The organism is Novosphingobium resinovorum (genome assembly GCF_001742225.1).
Taxonomy (GTDB): domain Bacteria; phylum Pseudomonadota; class Alphaproteobacteria; order Sphingomonadales; family Sphingomonadaceae; genus Novosphingobium; species Novosphingobium resinovorum_A.
The window spans coordinates 1-24,104 of record NZ_CP017075.1; the positions used below are offsets into that span (position 1 = coordinate 1).

The following is a 24,104-nucleotide window of genomic DNA, read 5'->3' on the forward strand; positions in this document are numbered from 1 at the left end:
TCAGGGCGCCGGTGGTGCCTTGGTTCGGCGGGCGGTGATGATCTTCACGTCCTGCTCCAGGATTTGTCCCTTCATCACGCCTTCGCCCTTGGTGGGCGAGCGCGGCAGGTTCCAGAGCGCTTTCACCACGTCCATGCCCGCCGCGACATGGCCGAAGGCGGCGAAGCCCGCGCCGGGGTCTTTGCCGTCGTTGCCGGCGTCGGCATCGAGCGAGGGCATGTCGGAGAGCAGGATCAGGAAGTCGGCCTGCGCCGAGCCGGGCGCGAAGCGGGCCATCGAGATGGTGCCGGTGACGTGCTTGATCCCGGTCTTGCTGTTGGGCTCGTGTGCGACCGGGGGCAGCAGGTTGGCGCCGTTGCGCACGCCGCCTTGCAGCAGGCCCTGTTCAGGGTCGTGATCGAGATGCATGGCGCGGTAGAACACGGCGCCGTCCATCTTCTTCGTATCGACGTACTTGAGGAAATTGGCGGTCGTCAGCGGTGCGTGGGTCTTGTCGAGCGCGAGGGTGATGACACCCTGCGGCACCGTCAGCGCGACATAGACGTACTCGGCCGGGACCGGAGCAGGAGCCGCTGCGGGTGCCGCAGCCGGTGTGACCGGCGCGGCATCCTGCGCACTGGCCGGGGATAGCGCCAGCGGCACCGCGATAAGAGCGAGCGCTGCCTGGAGCTTCATCCCCGATTTCATCGCCTTAGCGAACCCGTGGGCCGCCGAACGGCAGCGGCGGGGGCGCACGGCGCGCACCGCGCGGCAGCTGGGCCTGATAGGCGCGGCCGCAGTGCTCGACGCAGTAGGGGAATCCGGGGTTTACCTTGTCGCCGCAGAAGTGGAAGTCCGGCTCACCGGGGTGGCCCATCGGCCAGCGGCAGATACGGTCGCTGAGGTCGAGCAGGCTGGTCTTGCCGGCGATTTCCGGGCTCGGCTTCGCGGGCACGAGACGGCGCGGCGGCGCGGGCGGGATCGGCTGCTGCTGGTCTCCGGGGCCCTGGCGCAGGAAGCCGCCGGGACCGACCGAGACGATGCGCGGCTGCGGCGGCGCGGCCGGAGCATCGGCGGCGGGCACCGACGAGGGCTCTGCACGCTGCACGGGCGGCTGCGGCGCGGGGGCGGCGGCACGGGCGACCGGCGCTTCGACTCGCGGCGCGGGGGCGGGGGCCGGTTCGGGCGCGGCGGTGACTTCGGGCTTGGGCTTCTTCGGAGCAGGCGCGGGGCGCGCGGGCTTCTCGTTGGCCTTCACCGGGGAAGGGCGCGCCTTGAGGCCGAGGCGGTGCGCCTTGCCGATCACCGCATTGCGGCTGACGCCGCCGAGTTCGTCCGCGATCTGGCTGGCGGTGGAACCGCCCTCCCACATCTTGGTCAGCTTCTCGATCCGCTCGTCAGTCCAGCTCATTCCAGTTCCATCACTTCATGCGGGACGAGAGAATCGCCCCTGATTTCCAGGCGCCGCTTGCCTCGGAAGGCATCAGCCGATAGTCGCCGGTGCATGGCCGATCAACCCCATTCGACTGAGCTGCCCGGCACCTCCGGGATCCTGAACCCCGACGGCACCAACGGCAACACGACTCGCCGTTTTCCGGCAAAGGGAGAACCCCTGATCCACCAGGTGAACTGGGAGGGGCTCAAGACGCTCTATATGAAGGAGGTCAGGCGCTTCTTCAAGGTCCAGACCCAGACGATCTGGGCTCCCGCGATCACGACCATGCTGTTCCTGGTGATATTCACCGTGGCGCTGGGCCGGGGCGACCGTCAGGTGCTGGGCGTCAACTTCGCGACCTTCGTGGCGCCGGGGCTGATCGTCATGGGCATGATGCAGAACGCCTTCGCCAATTCCAGCTTCTCGTTCCTCGCGGGCAAGGTGCAGGGCACGATCGTCGATTACCTCATGCCGCCGCTGACCGAGGCGGAATTGATGGTCGCCATGATCGGCGCGGCCGTCACCCGCGCGGTGCTGGTGGGCCTTGCCCTGACGCTGGCGATGCTGCTGTGGCCGGGCGTGAGCCTGTCGATGGCGCATCCGTGGGCGGTCGTGTGGTTCGGCCTTGCGGGATCGGCCTTCCTGGCGCTGCTGGGCCTGCTCTCCTCGGTATGGGCGGAAAAGTTCGACCACAACGCGGCCGTCACCAACTTCGTCATCGCGCCGCTCTCGCTGCTGTCGGGCACGTTCTACGTGATCGACAACCTGGCGCCCGCATTCCAGGCGATCAGCCGGGTGAATCCGTTCTTCTACGTGATCTCGGGCTTCCGCTTCGGCTTCCTCGGCCAGAGCGATATCGGCGACACCAACATGGCCGTGCTGCACAGTGCACTGGGCGTCGGTGTGCTGGATGCGGCGCTGGCGACGGTGCTGTTCTTCGTCCTGCGGTCAGGTTGGAAGCTTAAGGGCTGAAAAGGCCCGTTATCCGTAAATATTCACATCGGACGACAGGCTTTCGTTAAGGAAAAGTTATTCGCTCTGGTGCAGGCAGTCGTGTGTGACATCACGATTGGCCTTGGGCGAAAATCGCAAGCGGATGGTCGGTCGGTTTACGGCTCCGATCGTGGCGGCGGCGTTGTGCCTGCTCGCCCTCATGCTCGGCCTGCTGGAATGGTCCGGGCACGAAGTCGATCGCATCGCCCGCAACCGCGATCACGCCATCGTCTCGCTGGTGCTGGCGCAGAGCATGGAGCGCGTCGCCCATGCGCAGGAGTCCTCGACCGTATGGGACGAGGCCGTCCGTGAGGCGCGCAAGCGTCCGCTGGACGAGCGCTGGCTCGACCTGAACCTCGGCGTCTGGTTCGAGGACTATGCCGGGATCGACGAGGTCTATCTGCTCGACCCGAAGGGCGCGCCGATCTACGCGATGCGGGCAGGCAAGCGCGCGCGTCCGGAAAGCTACATCGCGGTGGAAGACGCGACGCGGCCGCTGCTGTCAGGCCTGCGCCGCGCGCCCACCATCCGCAAGCGCACGGAAGCCGACGTGGCGATGCTCTCGCCCGGACAAGCCGACATCGCCATCGTCCGCGGGCGCCCGGCGATCATCAGCATCAAGCCGATCGTCACCGACAGCGGAACGCTCCGGCAAAAGCCGGGAGCGGAAGCCCTGCATGTCGCAGTGGTCTATCTCGACAACCAGTTCTTCGGCGGCGTGGCCGAGCAGTACGGCCTTGCGGGAGCGCATTTCGCCCTCGCACCGCCCGCTGATAACGGGCAGCGCTCGGTAGCGCTCCACGACCGCGCCTCGCGCGTCGTGGGCTACCTCGTGTGGCAACCTTTCGCGCCCGGCAGCCAGGTCATCGCGGCACTGGCTCCGGCGCTGGCGATCGTCCTGCTGCTGATCACCGTAGTCCTCTTCATGCTGGCGAGCCGTCTGGCCCGCCGGACGCACGACCTCGAGGAAAGCCGCCTTCACGCGCAGCACCGCGCCATGCACGACGATCTGACGGGGCTCGGCAACCGGGCGATGTTCGAGCAGCGGCTCGACGAGGCGCTTGCCCGCTCGCGCCGGCACCGCACACTGCTGGCATTGCTCTACATCGACCTCGACCGTTTCAAGCAGGTCAACGACACGCTCGGCCATCCGGCGGGCGATGCGCTGATCCGGCAGGTGGCGCGGCGGCTGGTCGCCGAAGTGCGCGGCTACGACATCGTCGCCAGGCTGGGCGGCGACGAATTCGCCATCCTCATCGGCGAGCCGGAGGGGCGGGCCTCGATCGAAGGCATCTGCGCACGCATCGTCGCGGAACTGGAGCGCCCCTTCGACCTGGCCGGCTCGCAGGCATTCATCGGCGCCAGCATCGGCGTGGCGGTCTCCCCGGTGGATGGCCTCGATCGCACCGAACTGACCCGCAAGGCCGACATCGCTCTCTACAAGGCGAAGACCGACGGCCGCAGCCGCTACGTCTTCTTCACGCAGGATATGGACCACGATGTCCGCTCGCGCGAGGAGACCTACCGGGAGCTGCGACTGGCGCTGGCGGACTGCGACCGGCAGCTGGAGCTGCACTACCAGCCCATCTGGTCGCTGGAAGACCGCCGCATGGTCGGCGTGGAGGCGCTGCTGCGCTGGCAGCATCCCGAGCAGGGCCTCGTCGCGCCCGGCGCTTTCATCCGCTCGGCCGAGGAGAGCGGTCTCATCACGGTGCTGGGTGAATGGGTGCTGCGCCGCGCCGTGCAGGATGCGCGCGCCTGGCCGGGTCTGCGCGTTGCCGTCAACGTCTCGCCGATCCAGCTGCGCAGCCGCAAGTTCGTCGAGATCGTGCGCGAGGTGCTAGGGCACGGCGGCGTGACCGCCGAGCGGCTGGAACTGGAACTGACGGAGACGGCGCTCATGGCGGCTTCCGGCGAAGTCGCCCGCTCGCTTGCGGACCTGCGCGGGCTTGGCGTGCACTGCGCGCTGGATGATTTCGGAACCGGCTACTCCTCGCTCAGCCATATCCGTGACATCGCTGTGGACCGGATCAAGATCGACCGTTCGTTCGTCAATGCAGTCGATACGGTGCCCGGGGCGGCATTGGTGGAAGCGATCGTCGGTCTGGCGCGCGCCAACGGCCTGCGCCTTACCGCGGAGGGCGTGGAAACCCCCGAACAGCTCGAGTTCCTGGAGCGGGTCGGCTGCCACGAAGTGCAGGGCTACCTGTTCTCGCGGCCTGTCCCCGCCTCGGCGATCGCCCGGCTGCTGACGAAGCGGGCAGGCGAGGGCGATCGCTCATCCGCGGCGCTCTGAGCCATATCGACGGGGAAATCAGTGCGCCAGGCCGGGGCGCAGCTGGTAGCGGCCATTGTCGTAATCGTCGAACATCTGCGACAGCGAGGGATGATCGACCGGCCCACCATCGGCGTCCCCGGTCAGGTTCTGCTGGCTGACGTAGGCGACGTAGCTGGAATCGTCACTCTCTGCGAGGAGGTGGTAGAAGGGCTGGTCGCGCTTGGGGCGCACTTCGGCAGGGATTGCCTGGTACCATTCCTCGCTGTTGGCGAAGACGGGGTCGATGTCGAAGACGACGCCGCGAAAGTCGTGGAGTCTGTGGCGCACGACATCGCCGATTGCGAATCGTGCCCGCGTCCGCAGCGGTGCGTCGATGACACGCCCGGCCTGGGGCGAGAAGAATGACGCTCTGTTCATGGCCGAGATATAGGTTTCATGGGCATTTCAAACAAGCGAGCATGCGGGGCTGTTCCCGAAAATGTGAAATGAGGGCTTGGCAAGCGCGATCAGGTCCGCTAACGGCGCGCTTCCCGACCCGGTGGAACTTGTTTCACCGCCTAAATCTTCTAGCGGAGAGGTGGCAGAGTGGTCGAATGCGCTGCACTCGAAATGCAGTGTACGGGAAACCGTACCGTGGGTTCGAATCCCACCCTCTCCGCCACTTACTCTTCCAGACACATTCAGAGCGATCCGTAGAAAGCCAAGGAATTCCAAGGCTTACCAAATGATTCGCGTCCTGCCGCCGCATCCAACTCGATCCGTCGGTGTCCGATTGGTCATGTGGGATAAAATGTGGGAAGGTTTTGGTCATGGGAAAGCTGTCCGCAACGAGTGTGAAGGCTATTTCGCTGCCATGCCCTACGATAAGGTGCCGACATTCCTGCGGCGTCTGCGTGAACGTGAATCGTTCAGTCGCCTTGCGCTCCAGTTTGCGATCCTTACGGCCGGACGTTCTGGAGAGGTGCGCTAGGCGACTTGGGATGAGATCGATCTCGAAGCCAAGCTCTGGACCATCCCCCAAGGATCGGATGAAGGCGCAGCGCGAGCATGTGGAGCCGTTGGGTGAGGGCGCCTTGAAAATTCTGCGGCGATGCGAGGAATTGCGGCTCGGGGCGGCTACCTTGGTATTTCCTGGGGCGCGGCCGAAGTCCCCGCTGTCCGACATGACTCTCACCAAACTGCTCCGCGAGATGCGTGAGCCCTACACCGCGCACGGCTTTCGCTCGTCATTCCGCGACTGGGTCAGTGAGGAAACCCAACATTCTGGCGATGTTGCGGAGGCAGCGCTTGCTCACGTGGTGAAGAGCAAGACTGAGGCGGCCTATCGTCGAGGCAATCTGCTGGAAAAGTGCCGGGCCATGATGGGCGACTGGGATGCGTTTTGCGGAGGACTGAATCCTAAGGTCGATAGGAGGGGGGATTCAGAAGGCTCGCAATGATCCTTTGCGCCAAACCTCCCCGGGCCGGCCAATGTAATCATATATGGTGGTTTGTTGGATTTAACTCATCAAATATGAATTATAGACCCAGTATGAGCTTCATCTTGTCGTGAACGACCGCTCGCTCATATGATCTTGCTAGCGGGCAGGAGACGCTTACCTCGCAAAGCGCATTGCGCCATGAAGAGGACACCGTCTGTGCCAGCCCTTGAATGGTGTCGCGGGCTTCCTGCTCCCCGATTTCGAAGAACTCGCAGGCCTCCAGCGCGAGCGCCATTGAGCGATCATGCGCGCCGCCTTCCAGGATCGACATTTCCAGATGCGGGTTGCGGTCGGGTGCAGGATTGACGTCGAACACAGGCGACAAGCGCCATTGCCCGCCGCCGGCATACAGAAAGCTGTGGTTCCTCAGGTGGTCGTCCTTGTTGGATACCTCCTTGCCCTGTTCGTAGGCACGCGCGATCGCCGTGATCGCTTCCAGATCGACAAGGCGCGGGACAGAATCCCCTGCGTTGCCGCGGATGACCTGACCAGCCTCATCGAGAAAACGCATGGCTCCCTGGCGGCAGGGTGTCATCAGGCGGTGTGCTCGAACCAGTTCCTGCCTTTGTGGCTGTAAGTTCTTCGAGCTGACGTGCGGCCATGCCCTTCACCCAGTTCGCGTAATGCTAACTCCAAGTGAGGCTTGGGTGTTTAGCCACGCGTAGCGGACAGTTCCACACCTGCAACTGTCTGCTGGGATTTCGATCGCGCGGGCACCGGCGGACCCCTTCGTGCCAATGTAAATCGGCGCAGCACCGGCGGATTAGCGTGCCCAGAAGTTGATCGACAGGATTGGGTTGCCTGATTCATGCCAGATGTGTATGCCAATAAAACATAAATGACGGGCATGGAGAGATGTGTTGATTGGTAAGATTGTCATACCAATTATGGTGACGGCTTCTTGCGTGGCCGTTCCGGCCATTGCGCGGGACTATCTCGTCCGCACGCCTGCCGAATATGTGAGAGTTTTGCCCATGGTGCAGGCCGGGGATGTCGTTCGGCTCGCGAATGGGGAGTGGAAAGATTTCCCGATCGTCTTCGAGGCTCATGGGCGTGATGGGCGACCGGTGACGCTGGCGGCGCAGACTGCCGGAAAGGTCGTGCTGACCGGGGCTTCCAGCCTGAAGTTGGCGGGCGAATGGCTCGTAGTCTCAGGGCTGGTGTTCCGCAACGGTGCGGCGCCGGGCGACGAGGTGATCAGCTTCCGCCGGGATTCGCGCCGGGTGGCTGTGAATTCGCGGCTCACCGAGGTTGTCATCGACCGTTTTAACCAACCCGACCGCCGCCGCGAGGACCGCTGGGTGTCGCTCTACGGGCACGACAACCGCGTCGATCACAGCTGGTTCGCGGGTAAGGGAAATGCCGGGGTGACGCTGGCAGTGATCCGCCCCAAGGGCCAGCCGCAGGCCAACCGCCACCGGATCGACCACAACTATTTCGGTTCGCGCCCGCCGCTCGGTTCCAATGGCGGCGAGACGATCCGCATCGGAACCAGCGACGAATCGCTTTCGGACTCGTTCACCACCGTCGAGGCCAACGTGTTCGATCGCTGCGACGGAGAGGTGGAGATCGTCTCGGTCAAGTCGGGCGGCAATGTCGTGCGCGCCAACCTGATCCTGCAGTCGCAGGGCTCGATCGTGCTGCGCCATGGCAACGGCAACCTCGTCGAACGCAACGTCTTCCTTGGCAAGGGCAAGCCGCATACCGGCGGGGTGCGCGTCATCAACGTGGGCCAGACCGTGCGCGACAACTACATGGAAGGGCTGGCGGGAACGAGCTTCACCAGCGCAATCGCGGTGATGAACGGCGTGCCCGGCTCTGCGATCAACCGCTACCATCCCGTGACCGGCGCGGTGATCGCCAACAACTCGATACTGGACTCGGTCCGCATCACGCTGGGTGCAGGTGCGGACGCGGAGCGTTCGGCACCGCCACGGGACAGCCGCTTTACCGGTAACCTCGTCACCGGCACAGGCGCTTCGCCCTTCGCGATCGAGGCGGACGTCAAGGGCATCGCCTTCACGGACAACGCGGCGAGCGCGCAGGTCCCCGCCGAACTCGCACCGGGCTTCACCACCGGGCCGATCGCGCTGAAGCGCGCAGCTAACGGGCTGCTGTATCCCGGCGATCCGGCACTGGCGAAGCGCGGCGCGCCGCGCGATCTGGTGCCTGTCACGCTCGCGCAGGTGGGGCCGGACTGGTACGCCAAGCCCGCGCCCGAAGTTGCCTTCGGATCGGGCCGCACGATCGAGACGCATCCCGGTTCGCTCGAAACCGCCGTCGCCGCGGCACAGCCGGGAGACGTGATCGCGCTTGCCGCCGGGCGCTACGCCGTCCGTGCCCCACTTCGCATCGCCGTGCCAGTCACAGTTTCGGGACCGAAAACCGCGACGATTGCCTTCACCGGCCCGACGCTGTTCGCGCTGGCGGAAGGCGGCCGCCTGCGCCTGCAGGGACTGACGATCACCGGCGAAGCCGCGCCCCGCAGCGCAGGCAATGCCGTGATCCGCTCCGCCCCGACCTCGACGATCGCCAATTACGCGGTCGAGATCGAAGGCACCGACTTCGCCGGGCTGGATGCCTCTCCCGGCTTCGATCTCGTCGCGACCACGCCCGCGACTTTCGCGGACCACCTGACCTTGCGTGACGTCACCGTAACGGGCCTGTCCGGCACCGTGCTCGCCGCCGCTGCGGAGACCGGCGGCAAGGGCCTCTACGCCGCCGAGCACATCACCATCGCCGGCTCCCACTTCACTCACATCGGCGTTTTGGCGCAGGTCCTTCGCGGCGGGACGGACGAGAGCACGTTCGGCCCCGAAGTGGAGATCACCGGCAACACCGTGGAGGGCGGCGGCCCGGAATTGCTGGCGCTTTCGGGCGTGCAGTCCACGCTGATGGCGCGCAATACCTTCCGCAAGGCGGGACGGATCGCCGTTTCCCACAGCGTCGGCGCACCGCTCACCCGTATTCTCGACAACCGTTTCGTCGATACCGCGCAGCCGCAGATCTCGCGGCTCTATCCGCAGGGGACCCCGCAGGTTCAGGTATCCGGCAACGTCAGCGGCGGAGACGCATCATGATCGCACGAACCTTTTTTCTCGGCGCTGCGCTGGCCGCGCTGACTCCGCTGCCCGCATTCGCGGCGACACCCGCAGACGACGCCCATCCCGTCCTGACCGACTCCGCCGCACTCTCGGGCCTCGGCGCGCAGGCAGAGCGCTATCCGCTGTTCGCCGCCGAACTGGCGCGCGTGCGCAAATCGGTGGATGCGGCGATGAAGGCGGGGATCGACGTGCCGGTGCCCAGGGACCCGGGCGGCGGCGCCACCCACGAACAGCACAAGCGCAACTACATGGCGCTCTACGGCGCCGGGCTGCTCTACCGCGTGACGGGCGAGCGGCGCTACGTCGATTACGCGCGCGACATCCTGCTGGCCTATGCGAAGCTCTATCCCGGTCTCGGCCCGCACCCCGCAGCTGCGAACGAGGCGGCAGGCCGTCTGTTCTGGCAGAGCCTCAACGATTCCGTATGGCTGGTCTACGGCATCCAGGGCTACGATGCGGTGCGCGATGCGCTGACCCCGCAGGACCGCAGGACGATCGACGAACAGGTGTTCCGCCGGATGGCGACGTTCCTGTCCACCGGCTCGCCCAAAGTCTTCGACCGCATCCACAACCATGCGACATGGGCCAATGCCGGGGTCGGCATGACCGGTTACGTGCTGCGCGATCAGGACCTCGTCGACAAGGCGCTGAAGGGTCTCGACAAGAGCGGCAAGGCCGGGTTCCTGCGCCAGCTGGACCTGCTGTTCTCGCCCGACGGCTATTATGCGGAAGGGCCGTACTACCAGCGCTACGCTCTGCAGCCTTTCGTGATCTTCGCCGCCGCGATCGACGCCAACGAGCCGCGGCGCCGCATCTTCGAGTACCGCGACGGCGTGGTCCTCAAGGCGATCCGCACCTCGATCCAGTCGACGTACGACGGCTATTTCTTCCCCTTCAATGACGCCATGCCGGACAAGAGCCTCAAGACCGAGGAACTCTATCAGGCGGTGGCGATCGGCTATGCCAAGACCCACGATCCGGCACTGCTCTCCATCGCGCAGTGGCAGGGGCGCACGGTCCTGACGCCCAAGGGCCTCGAAGTGGCGCGCGATCTGGCGGCGGGCAAGGCAAAGCCGTTCCCTTTCGCTTCGGTGCTGCTGCGCGATGGGCCGGATGGTAATGACGGCGGCATCGCCGTGCTGCGCGACGGGGCTGGTGCCAAGGATCAGGTGCTCGTCGCCAAGAACACTGCGCAGGGCATGGGCCATGGCCATTTCGACCGGCTGAACTGGATTCTCTACGACAACGGGCAGGCGATCGTCACCGATTATGGCGCGGCGCGCTTCCTCAATATCGAGGCCAAGGACGGCGGGCGCTACCTGCCCGAGAACGAAAGCTGGGCCAAGCAGACCGTAGCGCACAACACGCTGGTGGTGGACGAGGGCAGCCAGTTCGGCGCCGACTGGAAAAGCGCGACGGCCACCCCGCGCCAGCTGTGGTTCAACGGCGAAGGCCCGGCGAAGGCTTCCATCGCCGAGATGGCGGGCGCTTATCCGGGCGTCACGTTCCGCCGCGCGCTGGTGCAACTGAGCGTGGAGGGCGCGAAAAGCCCGCTGGTGCTCGATCTTTTGCGCGTGAACGGCGGCAAGGCGGCGCGCTACGACCTGCCGCTGCACTATGCCGGCCACCTGATCGACACCGGCTTTGCGCTGAAGTCCAACCTCACCGCCCGCCCGGTGCTGGGCAAGGCGAACGGCTATCAGCACATGTGGGTCGATGCGACCGGGACGCCGGGCGCGGATGACGGTGTCGTCACCTGGATCGAGGACGGCCGGTTCTATAGCTACCGCGTCGCCACGCCGGGCGTGACGATGATCCTGGGCGAAAGCGGCGCCAACGACCCGCGCTTCAACCTGCGGCGAGAGCCCTTCATCGTGCAGCGGCTGGACGGTGCGCGCGATGCGGCCTTCGTCAGCCTGCTGGAGCCGCATGGTCGCTACGATGCCTCGGCGGAGACCACCACCGGCAGCGAAAGCGCCGTGCGCAGCTTAACGCACCGCCGCGAGGGCGACGTCGACGTGGTGACGATCGGCTGGCGCAGCGGCGCCTCCACGGTGGTCGCGGTGTCCGAGGATACCGATCCCGCCCATGCCCATTCGCTGCAGCTGGGAGCCACTGCGCAGAGCTGGAAGGGGCCGGTCGGCCGCTTTGATCTGCCCAAGCCCGGCCCCAAGACTGGAGGCAAATCCAAGTGAGGAACCTGCGCTGGATGGTCATCGGCCTGATCGGGCTGGCGACCGTCATCAACTATATCGACCGCAATGCGCTGGCGGTGATGTGGCCTGCCGTCTCGAAGGAGATCGGCGCGGACAAGTCCGACTATGCGCTGCTGGTGACGGTGTTCATGCTGGCCTACGCCTTCGGGCAATCGGCGTTCGGCAAGATCTTCGACGTGATCGGGACGCGGCTGGGTTTCGCCGTCTCCATCCTGTTCTGGTCGCTCTCGATCGGGGCGCATGCGCTGGTGCGCTCGCTCGGCCTGCTGGCGCTGCTGCGCGTGACGCTGGGCGTCAGCGAGGCGGGCAACTGGCCCGGCGCGGCCAAGGCCAATGCGCTGTGGTTCCCGCAGAAGGAGCGCGCGCTGGCGCAGGGTGTGTTCAACGCGGGTGCGTCGCTGGGGGCGATCGTCTCCGCGCCGCTGGTGGCTCTGCTGTTCACCGCGTTCGGCTGGCGCGCGACGTTTCTGGCGATCGGCGTGCTCGGGCTGCTGTGGCTGGTGCCCTGGCTGCTGCTCTACCGCGCCGACCCGGACAGCAACCCATGGCTCACCAAAGCCGAGCGCGAACATATCCTGGGCACCGGCGAGGCGCAGGCCGTCCGGCCGGCAGGCTATGCTCCCGGCTGGGCGCAGATGCTGCGCCACCGGCAGAGCTGGGCGATCATCGTCAGCCGCTTCTTCCTCGATCCGGTCTGGTGGCTGTTCGTCTCGTGGCTCCCGATCTATCTGGCCGAGACCTTCGGCTTCGACGTCCAGCAGATCGGCCTGTTCGCCTGGGTCCCGTTCGTCGGCGCGATGGCGGGGAGCCTGACGGGCGGCTGGCTGTCCGGTGCGCTGATCGCGCGCGGGCGGACGGTGAACTTCGCGCGCAAGTGCGCGATCACGCTTGGCGGGCTCATCATGCTGCCGCCGCTGCTGCTGACCATGCACGCCGCCAGCCCGCTCTATGCGGTGTTGCTGATCGCGGTGATCCTGTTCGGCTTCCAGATGGCGATCAACAACATCCAGACCCTGCCTGCCGATTACTTCGCGGGCGGCACGGTCGGCTCGCTGGCGGGGCTGGGCGGCACGGCGGCAGTGGCGGGCACGCTCGTCACCACCTGGCTGGTGCCGGTCATGACCAAGACCAGCTACGCCCCGATCTTCGCGCTGGCCGCCGCGCTGGTGCCGCTTTCCCTCCTTTGCATCTGGCTGCTGGGCGGCCGGATCGAACCCCTCACTCCCCCGAACACTTCTCAAGACAAGGGCTGAATCCATGCGTTTCAAGGACAAGACCGTCATCGTCACCGGCGGTGGCCGTGACATCGGCAAATCGGTGTCGAAGCACCTCGCCCGTGAGGGCGCGAAAGTCGTCATCAACTACCGCAGCAACCGCGAGGAAGCCGAGCGCACGCTTGCCGAGATCGAGGCCGAGGGCGGCTCCGGCCTGATCCACCAGGCCGACGTCGCCAGCGCGCAGGATGTCGCGGGGCTGGTCGCGGCCACCGTCGAGGCATTCGGCGGCATCGATTTCGTCGTCAACCTTGCGGGCGGCATGGTCGCGCGCAAGACGCTGGCGGAGATGGACGAGGCGTTCTTCGACCATGTGATGGACCTCAACCTCAAGTCCGCCTTCCTCGTCACCAAGGCCGCGTTGCCGCACCTCTCCAAGGGCAGCGCGATCGTCAACGTGGCCTCGCTGGCGGGGCGTGATGGCGGCGGCCCGGGCGCGAGCGTCTATGCCACCTCCAAGGGCGCGCTGATGACGCTGACGCGCAGCTGGGCGAAGGAGCTGGGGCCGCAGGGCATCCGCGTCAACGCCGTGTGCCCGGGCCTGATCGGCACCAGCTTCCACGACATCTTCTCCAAGCCCGAGGGCCGCGCCGCCACTGCGAACAACACCCCGCTGCGCCGCGAAGGCCACCCCGACGAAGTGGCGAGCGCGATCGGTTTCCTGCTGTCCGAAGAGGCTGCGTTCCTGACCGGCGTGAACCTCGACATCAACGGCGGCCTGGCCTTTTCCTGAAGGGAAACAAGAGGATGACACGTAAGGCATGGGTGGCCGCGGCAATCGCCGCGGCCCTGATGGGGACGGGCGCAGGCACGAGCGCGTGGGCGCAGGACGCGAACACGTCGAAGGGGCGCACCGTACGCACCGACGCGGAGAAGCTGGCGGCCGACAAGATCGTGCTGGTCGGCGATTCCACGATGGCGCCGATGAGCGGCTGGGCCTCGATGTTCTGCGCCCATCACGTGAAATCTTCCACCGCCTGCCTCAATCTGGGGCGCGGCGGTCGCTCCACGCGCAGCTACCGGCAGGAGGGATCGTGGGATCTCGCCCTCGCCGAAGCGCGCGTGCCGGGCTACCGCCGCACTTTCGTGCTGATCCAGTTCGGCCACAACGACCAGTCCTCCGTGGCGGAACGCTGGACCGAGATGGACAGCGAGTTCCCCGCCAATTTGCGCCGCATGGTGGAGGACGTCCGCCAGGCCGGGGCCGTGCCGGTGCTGCTCACCCCGCTGACCCGGCGAGACTTCGTGAAGGGGCGGCTGAACAACACGCTGGAGCCGTGGGCAGCGAAAGTCCGCGCCGTCGCCGCCGCGCTCAAGGTGCCGCTGGTGGACCTCAACGCGGCCAGTGCGGCGGCGGTTCAGGAGATGGGGCCGGTGCGATCGATGGCATTGGCGCAAACGGCACCCAACGGCACTGAACGACACCAAGCGGGTACAGGAACCACCCTCAAGGCGCGCCCGGCGGCCGAAGCACGGCTCCCCGACGTGCCGACCACGCCCGACGGACCGCGCGGCCAGTTCCAGCGCAAGTTCGACTACACGCACCTCGGCGATGAGGGCGCGGAACTCTTCGCAGGCCTCGTCGCGCGCGATCTGGCGCGGGCTGTGCCGGAACTGCGGAGCCAGATCGCGCCCTGAGTTCGATATGAGTTCATACCAGTTTGACAAATTCATGTTTTCAAATTGGTATGAAATAGTGGATTGACTGATAATTCGTAATTGGTCAGAAAATAATCAAAGACCAAAGGGAAGAGGAATCATGATGTCGCCTCACGATCGCGGCTCCGCTCGCGGCCATAGCCGCCGTACCATCCGTTTCTGCCTGCTGGCCGGTGTCGCCTTCGTCGCTGCCCCGGTTCTGGCGCAGGAAGCGCCGGCGCAGTCTGAGGCAACTCAGGCGCCGCAGGATTTCGGCGGCGCCTCGGCGCAGGACATCATCGTCACGGGCCTTCGGGAAACGCTCCAGACCTCCATCAACGAGAAGCGGCGCGAAACCGCGATCGTTGACTCGCTCTCGTCCACCGAGATCGGCGACCTCCCGGCGCTCTCGGTGGGCGAGGCGATCCAGACCATCACCGGCGCGACCACGCACCGCGAAAAGGGCGGCGCTTCGGAAATCTCGCTGCGCGGCCTCGGCTCGTTCCTCAGCAACACGACCTTCAACGGCCGCGATGCGTCCAACGGCAGCGGCGACCGCGCGGTGAACTTCAACCAGTTCCCGTCCGAACTCATCAACGGCATCAAGATCTACAAGACCCAGCAGGCCGACCTCGTCGAAGGCGGCGTGGCGGGCACGATCGAACTGGGCACCATCCGCCCGCTTGCCTTCAAGAAGCGCCACATCCAGCTGGACTTCAAGACCAACTACAGCCCTTATCAGGATCGCATCCGGGGCTCGAGCGCATGGGGCTGGCGCGGCACCGCCAGCTATGTCGACCAGTTCGACGCCGGCGCGCTGGGCGAGATCGGGATCGCGCTGGGCGTCCAGCGCAACAAGACCAACAACCCAGAAGAGACCTATGCCGCCAGCTCAACCTGGGTGGCGTGCAACCCCGGCCTCGCGGTGCCCAATGGCAACTGTTCGGAAGTGAGCCGCGAACAGGCGGCGGCCGGAACGCCCTTCGCGCTGGTCCCCAATGCCGCGACGTACCGCCAGATCAGCGAGAACGACAAGCGCGACGCGATCTTCGGGGCGATCCAGTGGCGGCCCAGTTCGACGCTCGATATCAACCTGGACGTCCAGTATTCCAAGCGCAACTACGCCGAGAACCGGCGCGACCTGAACCTGTCCGAAATGCGCTATGGCCTGAGCAACATCGCCTATGACGAGAACGGCGTCATCACCCACCTCGAAGGGCGCACCTCGCTGGAAGCGGTGGGCACGCTGCTGGAGCGCGACGAGGAGTATCGCGGCGGCGGCTTCAACGTCGAATGGCGCCCCGCCGATCGGCTGACGATCAAGGCCGATGCCTCCTATTCGCGCACCGTGCGCACCGACGTGGAACGCTCGGTCCGCCTGCGCACCGACCCGCTCGACATCTACGGCAACCCCACCGCGATCAACAACCAGCGCGTCGGCTATATCTACGACGTGGCGCCGGGCAGCTATGCGCCGACGCTGACCATCGACCCGCGCTTCGACGTCAACGACTATGCGCTGTTCAGCGATGACGCCCGCCTGCGCCGCGACGAACTGCAGCGCCGCAACCGGATCATCGCCGGTCGCCTCGATGCGACGTACGAGATGGACGGCTTCCTGCGCAGCGTGGCGGCAGGCGCGCGCTGGACCGAACAGACCTATTCGGACTACGACGACCGCGTCGAGATCACGCAGGACAGCCGCGCGGTTGACCGCGACGTCAACCTGGCCTGCCGCACCACGTTCCCGCAGAGCGACTACCTCTCCAACGCGCCGGGCAACCAGTTGTCGAGCTGGGCGACGTTCGATCCGGTCTGCCAGTTCCGCGAATACCTCGGCACCGAGGACCCGGGACGCAATGCCGATGTGCGCTCGGTCGCCAACCGCGACGTCACCGAGCGTACGCTCGCCGCCTACCTGATGGCGAACTACGAGAGTTCGCTGGGCGACATGCCGATCCGCGGCAACTTCGGCGTGCGGGCGGTGCAGACGCGCGTGACCTCGAACGGGCTGCGCAGCGACCTGCAGGTGGTCAACAACCCCGACGGCTCGATCCGCCTCGTCGACAGCGGCGTGTTCGACACGGTCACCATCAAGAGCAGGTCGACCCGTCTGCTGCCCAGCATCAACGCGATCTTCGAGCTGAAGCCCGACCTGCTGCTGCGCCTTGCCGGTTACCGCGCGATGTCGCGCCCTGCGCCCAGCGCGCTCGGCGCAGGCCGGACGATCCAGCTGGAGGACGGCACCAACTTCTCGTCGGTGGCCGATGCGATCAGCCTCATCACCGCCAACGGCTCGCCGCGCCTGAAGCCGCTGATGTCGTGGAACGCGGATGCCTCGCTGGAATACTATCTCAACAAGGATTCGCTGTTCTCGGCCACCGTCTACTACAAGCAGTTCACCGGCGGCTTCATTCCGGTGGTGCTGAACGAGGATTACTCGATCGGCGGGCAGAACTACTCGATCCCGGTCGTCCAGACCCAGAACAGCACGCGCAAGAGCCGGGTCTACGGGCTGGAAGTGACGCTGGCGAACCGCTTCACCTGGCTGCCCGCGCCGTTCGACGGGCTTGGCGGCAAGGTCAGCTACAACTACGCCAATTCCAATTTCAGGAACGAGGATATCCGCCTCGGCGCGGTATACGATCCGGAAACCGGCGAGACGACGCCGGGGATGATCCCGGCGGCGAACCTTTCGGGCTATTCCAAGCACGTGGTTTCGGGGCAGCTGTACTATTCGCTCGGCAAGATGAACCTGTCGGCGATCTACAATTATCGCTCGAAGTATTATCAGGACTTCGTCGGCGGCAATTCACAACTGCGCTATGTGCGCGGGAACCAGACGCTGGACTTGCGCGCCTCCTACGACGTGACGCCCAATGTGCAGCTGCAGTTCCAGGCCGTGAACGTGTTCGACGAGCCCAAGATCACCGACATGCCGGTTCAGGGCAGCATCCGGCAGTACCACTATTACGGTTCGCGCTACTTCCTGGGCGTGCGCGCCAAGATCTGATGGCGGGATTGCCGGGGGCTGCAGGATTGGTCAGGCAATTGCCTAGCTTTGGCATGGAAGCTATGAGGCAGGCGTGACAACGAGAGAGAAGAATCGCCATGGCTGACAGGTTGTTCCAGGGCATCGCCGACCAGATCGTGGCCCTGATCGACGAAGGCGTGTTCCCCCCCGGCACCCGCCTGCCCGGAGAGCGCGAACTGGCCGAGCGGTTCAACGTCAGCCGCGTGACCATCCGCGAGGCGGCGATCGCGCTGCAGGCGATCGGCGTGCTGCGGATCAAGACCGGCTCGGGTATCTACGTGGCCGACCGGGCCGACCGTGCCGACGACGTCCTGCCCGCCGTCAGCGCGCTGGAATTGACCGAGGCGCGCGCTCTTTTCGAATCCGAGGCGGCGGCGCTCGCGGCGCCGGTGATCTCGGACGAGACGCTGGCGAAGCTGGACGAACTGCTGGCGGCGATGGCGGTGGAGCAGGACGATGCGCGCTCCACCGAGATCGACCGCGAGTTCCACATGACGATCGCCTCGGCATCGGGCAACGGTGCGATCACGCATGTCATCCGCACCTTGTGGCGGCTGCGCACCGAATTGCCCGAAGTTCGCCACACGCACGAAAGCGTCTGCCACCATGACGGCATGACCCGGCAGGACGAGCACGCCGCCGTCGTCGAGGCGCTGCGCCGCCACGATCCGCAAGGCGCGCGCGTGGCGATGCGCCAGCACTTCCAGCGCCTGCTCGGCTCGATGCTGGATGCGACCGAGGAACGCGCGATCTCCGAGCTGCGCCGCAAGTCGCAGGAAAGCCGCGAACGCTTCCTGATGAGCGCCAAGATTGGCTGATGACGGGTCATATCGTCGCCTTTGGAGAAGTCCTGCTGCGCTTCGCCACGCCGGGTGCGCGGCTGACGGTGCAGTGCGATGCGCTGGACATGGTCGTCGGCGGGGCGGAAGCCAACGTTGCGGCGGGGCTCGCCTCGCTGGGCCATGACGTGAAGATGCTGACGCGCCTGCCGTCCAGTCCCTTGGGCGACAAGGCGCGCGCGGCCCTGAATGCCGCCGGGATCGATACCGCCCACGTCGGGCGCGATACCGGCCGCATGGGCCTCTACTTCCTCGAGAGCGGAGCGGGCCTGAGGCCTTCGTCGATCACTTACGATCGCGCGGGTTCCGTGTTCGCAACCTCCAAGGCGGACCAGTTCGACTTCGCCTCCGCGCTCGAGGGCGCTCGACTGCTCCACCTGTCGGGCATCACGCCGGCGCTCGGCCCCGGAGGTGTCGCTCTTGCGCAAGCCGCCGTCGCCGCGGCGACGAGCGCCGGCGTGCCTGTCTGTTTCGACGGCAATTACCGCGCGCTGCTGTGGGACGCGTGGGACAGCGACCCGCGCAGCGTGCTGACTGACCTGATGCAGTCGGCAACGGTCATGATCGGCAACCACCGGGATATCTCGCTGTTGCTGGGCAAGGCGTTCTCCGGCGACGGCTCCGACCGTCGGCGCGAGGCCGCGCTGGCCGCCTTCGAGGCGTTTCCGAAGCTGCAGATGATCGCCTCGACCGCGCGTCACGTGGTGAACTCCGGCCATCACCGTATCGCCGCGCGTCTCGATGCGCGGGACGCGGCGCACCAGACGAGCGAGGTCGATGTCACCGGCATCGTCGACCGCATCGGCACCGGAGACGCCTTCGCGGCGGGCGTGCTGCACAAGTGGCTGCAGGGCGCGGATCTCGTCGCCACCGCGCAGGCGGGGCTCGCCTATACCGTGCTCAAGCATACCGTGCCCGGCGACATGTGCTTTTTAGGACTTCAAGAGCTTGATGCGTTCTCTGTAAGCGGAGGCGATGTGCGGCGTTGATGGGACCTTTCGGGCATTGCTCTTGAGCAAGTATCCGGCTGCTCCCATCTTGAGGGCGCGCGTCGCTGACGCGTCGCCAGCGTAGGTCGACAGCACAATGATCCTTGCCGCAGGGTCATCGGCAAGAATGGTGGCAATGGCCTCGGCACCGCTCGCCTTTGGCATCTGCATGTCCATCAAGACGACGTCAGGTCTGAGCAGGCTGAACTGATGCGCCGCTTCATCGATAGATCGTCCTCGTTTTCGATGATCGCGCTCAAGCCCTCGCAAACGATCGGGTGATCATCGACCACCAGGACACGGATCATGGATGAGACTCTTATGCCATTGAAGGCAACGCTGGTAGGTCTTTGCCTCGGCCAAAGGGGTGAGACAACTTTAATTCCTGCTGCCAAGCCGTGTCCGGCGCGCGGGGTAGGTGGAAATCATCCGGCCCTCAGCAGGCCGGTGAGTCAGTTTGACATCGCCCGGAATGATGGCGGCGAAGCGCCGCTTCTCGGTAGTTCAGTCGCCAGATTGCTTGTCTCGTTAGCGGCCGTTGCCTCAACCGCCTTCGTTCGTTTAGCGATGCGCAGTGAGGCGCAATCCTCGATATCATCGCGTGCTTTAAATCCTGTGGGACCATCTGAACCAGATTTTCCCACGGGAGAGTGATTCAGCCCTGCACGAAGGCGAGCAGATCGGGGTTGATGGTCTCGGCGTTCACCGTGAGCATGCCGTGGGAGTAGCCCTCGTAGATCTTCAGCGTCGCGTTCGGCAGGATCTCGGCCTGCAGTACGCCGGCGTTCTTGTACGGCACGACCTGGTCGTCATCGCCGTGCAGGACGAGGGTGGGGACGGTGATCGCCTTCAGGTCTTCGGTCTGGTCGGTTTCGGAGAAGGCCTTGATGCCGTCGTAATGGGCCTTGGCGCTGCCCATCATGCCCTGGCGCCACCAGTTGTCGATGACGGCGCTCTTCACCTCGGCGCCTTCGCGATTGAAGCCATAGAACGGGCCTGCAGCCACATCGCGGAAGAACTGCGCGCGATTGGCGGCAAGACCGGCGCGCAACCCGTCGAACACCTCGATCGGCAACCCGCCCGGGTAGGCTTCGGTCTTGAGCATGATCGGCGGCACGGCGCTGACCAGCACGGCCTTGGCGACGCGGGCCTGCGGGATGCCGTAGCGCGCGACGTAGGCCGCCACTTCACCGCCGCCGGTCGAGTGACCGATGTGGACGGCGTTCCGAAGGTCGAGGTGTTCCATCACCGCGGCGGCGTCGGCAGCGTAGTGGTCCATGTCGTGACCCTCGCTGACCTGTGCGGAGCGGCCATGGCCACGGCGGTCATGGGCGACGACGCGGAAGCCCTTGGACAGGAAATACAGCATCTGCGCGTCCCAGTCGTCCGACGAGAGCGGCCAGCCGTGGTGGAAGACGATGGGCTGCGCGTCCTTCGCGCCCCAGTCCTTGTAGAAGATCTCGACGCCGTCAGTGGTGGTTACGTAGGCCATGATGGAAATCCTTCGAAAAGTTTGATCGGGTGAGGCGCGGCTGTCCGGTTCATCGACATCCGTTGACATAATTTCTGAAGCCGAACCGACGTTCTGGAAAGTGCTATAAATCTGCATCCATCTTTCGATGAATTCGAAATGTAGCGCTTCGAGTGCCCAGTGGTCCCTGGCCCCGGATTGCCGTCCCGCTCAATTCACCAGACCTGCGTACGATCGGAAATCATCCCTGCGTATGTCTCGCGTAACATCTGAGTAGGAAGCCCCTCTTTACGGCGGCGCCCGCTCAGCGCGGCGTATCTAGCGCGCGGAATGTCGAGGCGAGATGATCGATGAAAGCGCGGACTGCCGGGGGAAGGCCCCGCCGCGTGGTGAAGACCAGATGGACGATGCCGATTTGCCCGCCCCACTCAGGCAGGATGCGAACCAGTCGACCGGCGGCGAGATCGTCTCGGCAGGAATGATCGGGCAGCAGAGCAACGCCGAGGTTTGCCATGGCTGCTTCGCGCAGGGCGGCAAAGTCCTCGCAGGTCATCCGTGGTTCGTGGCGATGATCGATGCCGGTGTTGTCGGGGCCGGCAAGGTGCCATGTGATCTCGCCGATCTCGTCGCTCGAGCCTAACGTCGGCAGCAGCTTCAATCCGTCCATCGTGGCATCCTGCATGCTTGCGGCAAGTGCGGGGCCTGTCACCAGAATGCGCCGTGACTGCCCCAGAGTGCGCATCGTCAGCGAGGCGTCGCTGTCGAGCGTCACGCGGACCCGCAGGGCGACGTCGACACGCTCGGCGATGAGATCGACCGGCCGATCCGTCGCGACGAGCTGCAGCGCGACCTTGGGATAGCGCGCCAGAAACGCGGGCAGGTGGGGCGATAGCACTTCTACCATCCCGCGCGGGCAACTGAAACGGATACGGCCCTGCGGTTCGGCCTGTGCCTGCGCGACGAGCGCTTCGGCCTGCTCGGCCTCTTCCAGCATGGCACGGCAGCGCGCGTAGAACGCCTGCCCGACTTCGGTGACGCGAAAGCGCCGCGAGGAACGCTCGATCAGGCGGGTGCCCAGGCGTTCCTCAAGGGCAGCGATACGGCGGCTGAGCTTCGATTTCGGGGTGCGCAGCGCGCGTCCGGCGGGCGCGAATCCGCCGTGCTTCACCACTTCGGCGAAATAGGCATAGTCGTTGAAGTCAGCCATCGATCGCTACTCATCGTTCCATTAATGGAACGATGAGTAGCGATTTTGCCATCTACAGCCAAGATCGTTCCGGATGCATTTGTCTCTCCAGCGGCAGGCAACGGTGCCGGTCGGAAACGAGAATGGAGATATGACATGGCTTACAGGTTCGAAAACAAGGTCGTCGTCGTCACCGGTGGAACGACCGGGATCGGCCTCGCGACGGCCAAGGCCTTTGCCGACGAAGGCGCATCGGTGTTCATCACCGGGCGCCGCCAGGAGGCGCTCGATGCAGCGGTCAAGGCGATTGGCGGCAAGGTCACCGGCGTGCGGGCGGACATGAGCAAGCTGGCCGATCTCGATCGCCTCTACGATGCCGTTCAGCAGCAGCATTCGGCTATCGACGTGGTCTTCGCCAATGCCGGCGGCGGTGAGTTCGCTCCGCTTGGCGCGATCACCGAGGACCATTACGAAAAGACCTTCGACACCAATGTGAAGGGCGTGCTGTTCACCGTGCAGAAGGCGCTGCCGCTGCTGCGTGACGGGGCCTCGGTGGTGCTGACCGCATCGACCGTGAGCATCTCCGGCACGCCTGCGCTCAGCGTCTACAGCGCCAGCAAGGCGGCGGTGCGCAGCTTTGCCCGCAACTGGATTCTCGACCTTAAGGACCGCGGCATTCGCGTCAATGCGGTCAGCCCCGGTGTTACCGACACGCCCGGCGTCGATGACCTGTTCGGCGGTGGTACGGATGCCGAGAACACCAAGGCCTATCTTGCCGGACTGATCCCTGCCGGGCGCATCGGCCAGCCTTCGGAGATCGCAAGGGCCGTGCTGTTCCTCAGTTCGCAAGAGGCCAGCTTCGTCAACGGCGTCGAACTCTTCGTCGATGGCGGGCAGGTCCAGATCTGACAGAGCCGCTTGCCGGGCCCTCCGCTTCCCAGGTGCCTGCCCGCCGGTTTCGGTGGCGGGCACCGGCCTCGGGCTGGCCGGCCGGCGCCTCGATCATACCTGCGGATGAGGAAGCCACCCGCACGAACGAGGTTCCGCGACCGAATGGCTGGCAGCCTGGCTCCTGCATCGCGGAATATACCCATCGCCAGGCAATATCATCGCGCCATAAGGCGGGGAGCAACACGACATGATCTGGAACATTGCATTGAGAATGGCTGCCATGGTTCTTGCGGGCAGTCCCGTCATGATCGCAGAGGCGGCCTTGGCGGCACCATCCGGCACGACAGTTCATGCAGCGACATCGGATGAGGCTCTGCTCGCCCGGCTGCCGGGTTTCCGTCAGGGCTTTGCCGAGGTAGATGGAGTACGCCTCCATTACGTCGAAGGCGGCGCTGCCAACAGCGGCAAGCCGGCATTGGTACTATTGCCGGGCTGGCCCCAGACTTGGTGGTCCTACCACAAGATCATGCCGCAACTGGCGCGAGACAGGCGGGTGATTGCCGTCGATCTTCGTGGCATGGGGGCATCGAGCAAGCCGGCCGGCGGCTACGACAAGAAGACCATGGCCGCCGACATCGCAGGTCTGGTGCATCAGCTTGGGCTAGGAAAGGTCGATATCGTAGGCCACGATATCGGCTCCATGGTCGCCTACAGCTTTGCCGCGAACCATTCCGACCTTACCGACAAGTTGGTTCTGCTCGATGTCGCGCCGCCCGATGCCGGGCTTGCGACCTGGCCGATGCTGCCCGCCCTTGGTACGTTCGGTGACAAGGTGGGTGATGGCTCTCACGCCTACGTCTGGTGGTTTGCCTATCACCAGGTGCCCGAACTGCACGAGAAGATGGCGGGCGAGGGCCGGATTCGGATGGAACAGGACTGGTTCTTCCATTACCTGACCAAGGACGAAGCGGCGATCGATGCCCTCGATCGCGATGTCTATGCTGCAGCCTATACGCCGCGCGACGCGATCCGTGCCGGCGACGGCTGGTATCAGGCCTTTCCTCAGGACATCGTCGATGACGATGGATATGCCCCGCTTGCCATGCCGGTGCTTGCGCTTGGTGGCCCGGGCTTTGCCTGGCTGCAGGGTGTCCTTGCGAGCAAGGCGCCGAGCGCCAAAGTGCTCAAGGTCGATAGCGGGCACTTCATTCCGGATGAAGTGCCGGACATCCTGGTCGAGCAGATAAAGGCGTTCACACAGTGACGGTGACATGGGGCAGGGGCATATCGCCGCCA

General features: G+C 65.4%; 22 protein-coding genes and 1 tRNA gene. 15 read left to right on the forward strand and 8 right to left on the reverse strand.

The window, feature by feature from the left end; all coding sequences use genetic code 11:
* The gene (locus tag BES08_RS00005) at positions 1-675 is read right to left on the reverse strand and encodes a peptidylprolyl isomerase (protein WP_069707325.1); all 675 of its coding nucleotides are present in this window, start codon (positions 673-675) and stop codon (positions 1-3) included.
* A 16-nt stretch (positions 676-691) separates the two neighbouring features.
* Complete coding sequence (locus BES08_RS00010; protein ID WP_069707326.1) at positions 692-1,390, reverse strand: GcrA family cell cycle regulator; 699 nt, start codon at positions 1,388-1,390, stop codon at positions 692-694.
* Positions 1,391-1,483: 93 nt separating this feature from the next.
* Here BES08_RS00010 and BES08_RS00015 point away from each other — a divergent pair, with 93 nt between their 5' ends.
* Together BES08_RS00015 and BES08_RS00020 are read left to right on the forward strand one after the other, a co-directional pair.
* On the forward strand, positions 1,484-2,386 hold the full coding sequence (locus tag BES08_RS00015) for an ABC transporter permease (protein WP_036530212.1): 903 nt from the start codon (positions 1,484-1,486) through the stop codon (positions 2,384-2,386).
* 124 nt (positions 2,387-2,510) lie between these two features.
* Positions 2,511-4,703, forward strand: coding sequence for a putative bifunctional diguanylate cyclase/phosphodiesterase (locus tag BES08_RS00020; RefSeq protein WP_069709085.1), 2,193 nt, complete (start codon positions 2,511-2,513; stop codon positions 4,701-4,703).
* Between the two features lie 18 nt (positions 4,704-4,721).
* On the opposite strand, the gene hspQ is transcribed toward BES08_RS00020, so the two are convergent.
* Positions 4,722-5,102, reverse strand: a complete 381-nt coding sequence (gene hspQ, locus BES08_RS00025; protein WP_008832682.1) for a heat shock protein HspQ — start codon at positions 5,100-5,102, stop codon at positions 4,722-4,724.
* A 154-nt stretch (positions 5,103-5,256) separates the two neighbouring features.
* On the opposite strand from hspQ, the gene BES08_RS00030 reads away from it, so the two are divergent.
* From BES08_RS00030 to BES08_RS00035, 3 genes are all read left to right on the forward strand, one after another.
* A tRNA-Ser gene (locus BES08_RS00030) sits at positions 5,257-5,346 on the forward strand.
* A 63-nt stretch (positions 5,347-5,409) separates the two neighbouring features.
* Positions 5,410-5,655, forward strand: a complete 246-nt coding sequence (locus BES08_RS33545; protein WP_197524404.1) for a hypothetical protein — start codon at positions 5,410-5,412, stop codon at positions 5,653-5,655.
* 58 nt (positions 5,656-5,713) lie between these two features.
* Entirely contained in the window at positions 5,714-6,124 is a 411-nt protein-coding gene (locus BES08_RS00035; RefSeq protein WP_069707327.1) for a tyrosine-type recombinase/integrase, read from the forward strand.
* Between the two features lie 79 nt (positions 6,125-6,203).
* Here BES08_RS00035 and BES08_RS00040 read toward each other — a convergent pair whose 3' ends face one another.
* Entirely contained in the window at positions 6,204-6,677 is a 474-nt protein-coding gene (locus BES08_RS00040) for a HipA domain-containing protein (RefSeq protein ID WP_069707328.1), read from the reverse strand.
* 349 nt (positions 6,678-7,026) lie between these two features.
* On the opposite strand from BES08_RS00040, the gene BES08_RS00045 reads away from it, so the two are divergent.
* From BES08_RS00045 to BES08_RS00080, 8 genes are all read left to right on the forward strand, one after another.
* Positions 7,027-9,246, forward strand: coding sequence for a polysaccharide lyase 6 family protein (locus BES08_RS00045; protein WP_231958088.1), 2,220 nt, complete (start codon positions 7,027-7,029; stop codon positions 9,244-9,246).
* Positions 9,243-11,465 (forward strand): alginate lyase family protein, encoded by a 2,223-nt coding sequence (locus BES08_RS00050; RefSeq protein WP_069707330.1) that lies wholly within the window; start codon positions 9,243-9,245, stop codon positions 11,463-11,465. The genes BES08_RS00045 and BES08_RS00050 overlap by 4 nt, the downstream gene beginning before the upstream one ends.
* Positions 11,462-12,739: an MFS transporter gene (locus BES08_RS00055; protein ID WP_197524405.1), complete on the forward strand. Its 1,278-nt coding sequence runs from the start codon at positions 11,462-11,464 to the stop codon at positions 12,737-12,739. The genes BES08_RS00050 and BES08_RS00055 overlap by 4 nt, the downstream gene beginning before the upstream one ends.
* Before the next feature lie 4 nt (positions 12,740-12,743).
* Complete coding sequence (locus BES08_RS00060; protein ID WP_069707332.1) at positions 12,744-13,493, forward strand: SDR family NAD(P)-dependent oxidoreductase; 750 nt, start codon at positions 12,744-12,746, stop codon at positions 13,491-13,493.
* A 14-nt stretch (positions 13,494-13,507) separates the two neighbouring features.
* Positions 13,508-14,398: a rhamnogalacturonan acetylesterase gene (locus tag BES08_RS00065; protein ID WP_069707333.1), complete on the forward strand. Its 891-nt coding sequence runs from the start codon at positions 13,508-13,510 to the stop codon at positions 14,396-14,398.
* Positions 14,399-14,519: 121 nt separating this feature from the next.
* The gene (locus BES08_RS00070) at positions 14,520-17,411 is read left to right on the forward strand and encodes a TonB-dependent receptor (protein ID WP_083274552.1); all 2,892 of its coding nucleotides are present in this window, start codon (positions 14,520-14,522) and stop codon (positions 17,409-17,411) included.
* 98 nt (positions 17,412-17,509) lie between these two features.
* Positions 17,510-18,250 (forward strand): FadR/GntR family transcriptional regulator, encoded by a 741-nt coding sequence (locus tag BES08_RS00075; RefSeq protein WP_069707334.1) that lies wholly within the window; start codon positions 17,510-17,512, stop codon positions 18,248-18,250.
* A complete protein-coding gene (locus tag BES08_RS00080; protein ID WP_069707335.1) occupies positions 18,250-19,260 on the forward strand; it encodes a sugar kinase in 1,011 nt (336 codons plus the stop codon). Before BES08_RS00075 ends, BES08_RS00080 begins: the two co-directional genes overlap by 1 nt.
* On the opposite strand, the gene BES08_RS33845 is transcribed toward BES08_RS00080, so the two are convergent.
* The 4 genes from BES08_RS33845 to BES08_RS00090 all read right to left on the reverse strand — a co-directional run bounded on the left by BES08_RS33845 (position 19,204) and on the right by BES08_RS00090 (position 21,938).
* On the reverse strand, positions 19,204-19,437 hold the full coding sequence (locus BES08_RS33845) for a response regulator (protein ID WP_338043845.1): 234 nt from the start codon (positions 19,435-19,437) through the stop codon (positions 19,204-19,206). The genes BES08_RS00080 and BES08_RS33845 overlap by 57 nt on opposite strands.
* Entirely contained in the window at positions 19,437-19,568 is a 132-nt protein-coding gene (locus tag BES08_RS34455; RefSeq protein WP_268957452.1) for a helix-turn-helix domain-containing protein, read from the reverse strand. The genes BES08_RS33845 and BES08_RS34455 overlap by 1 nt, the downstream gene beginning before the upstream one ends.
* A gap of 347 nt (positions 19,569-19,915) precedes the next feature.
* A complete protein-coding gene (locus tag BES08_RS00085; protein ID WP_069707336.1) occupies positions 19,916-20,752 on the reverse strand; it encodes an alpha/beta fold hydrolase in 837 nt (278 codons plus the stop codon).
* A gap of 283 nt (positions 20,753-21,035) precedes the next feature.
* On the reverse strand, positions 21,036-21,938 hold the full coding sequence (locus BES08_RS00090) for a LysR substrate-binding domain-containing protein (RefSeq protein WP_008828602.1): 903 nt from the start codon (positions 21,936-21,938) through the stop codon (positions 21,036-21,038).
* A 135-nt stretch (positions 21,939-22,073) separates the two neighbouring features.
* Here BES08_RS00090 and BES08_RS00095 point away from each other — a divergent pair, with 135 nt between their 5' ends.
* Together BES08_RS00095 and BES08_RS00100 are read left to right on the forward strand one after the other, a co-directional pair.
* A complete protein-coding gene (locus BES08_RS00095; RefSeq protein ID WP_008828601.1) occupies positions 22,074-22,826 on the forward strand; it encodes an SDR family NAD(P)-dependent oxidoreductase in 753 nt (250 codons plus the stop codon).
* 229 nt (positions 22,827-23,055) lie between these two features.
* Positions 23,056-24,072: an alpha/beta hydrolase gene (locus BES08_RS00100; RefSeq protein ID WP_008828600.1), complete on the forward strand. Its 1,017-nt coding sequence runs from the start codon at positions 23,056-23,058 to the stop codon at positions 24,070-24,072.
* Positions 24,073-24,104 lie beyond the last annotated feature (32 nt).